Source organism: Escherichia sp. WS1451 (genome assembly GCF_046487365.1).
In the GTDB taxonomy this organism is placed as follows: Bacteria; Pseudomonadota; Gammaproteobacteria; order Enterobacterales; family Enterobacteriaceae; genus Escherichia; species Escherichia coli.
This window is the reverse complement of record NZ_JBJQJP010000075.1, coordinates 1-820: the sequence shown is the minus strand read 5'-3', so window position 1 is coordinate 820 and position 820 is coordinate 1. Positions and strand designations below refer to the sequence as shown.

The window sequence follows — 820 nt, the reverse complement described above, 5'->3', positions numbered from 1 at the left end:
GGCACTGTTGCAAATAGTCGGTGGTGATAAACTTATCATCCCCTTTTGCTGATGGAGCTGCACATGAACCCATTCAAAGGCCGGCATTTTCAGCGTGACATCATTCTGTGGGCCGTACGCTGGTACTGCAAATACGGCATCAGTTACCGTGAGCTGCAGGAGATGCTGGCTGAACGCGGAGTGAATGTCGATCACTCCACGATTTACCGCTGGGTTCAGCGTTATGCGCCTGAAATGGAAAAACGGCTGCGCTGGTACTGGCGTAACCCTTCCGATCTTTGCCCGTGGCACATGGATGAAACCTACGTGAAGGTCAATGGCCGCTGGGCGTATCTGTACCGGGCCGTCGACAGCCGGGGCCGCACTGTCGATTTTTATCTCTCCTCCCGTCGTAACAGCAAAGCTGCATACCGGTTTCTGGGTAAAATCCTCAACAACGTGAAGAAGTGGCAGATCCCACGATTCATCAACACGGATAAAGCGCCCGCCTATGGTCGCGCGCTTGCTCTGCTCAAACGCGAAGGCCGGTGCCCGTCTGACGTTGAACACCGACAGATTAAGTACCGGAACAACGTGATTGAATGCGATCATGGCAAACTGAAACGGATAATCAACGCCACGCTGGGATTTAAATCCATGAAGACGGCTTACGCCACCATCAAAGGTATTGAGGTGATGCGTGCACTACGCAAAGGCCAGGCCTCAGCATTTTATTATGGTGATCCCCTGGGCGAAATGCGCCTGGTAAGCAGAGTTTTTGAAATGTAAGGCCTTTGAATAAGACAAAAGGCTGCCTCATCGCTAACTTTGCAACAGTGCC

1 protein-coding gene is annotated in these 820 nt (G+C 52.1%); it reads left to right on the top strand.

Annotated features, from left to right (window positions below; all coding sequences use genetic code 11):
* The first annotated feature begins 63 nt into the window (after positions 1 to 63).
* Positions 64 to 768 carry an IS6-like element IS26 family transposase gene (locus tag ACJHX7_RS26205; protein WP_001067858.1) on the top strand — a complete coding sequence of 235 codons (705 nt, stop codon included), beginning with the start codon at positions 64 to 66 and terminating at the stop codon, positions 766 to 768.
* Positions 769 to 820: the final 52 nt, after the last annotated feature.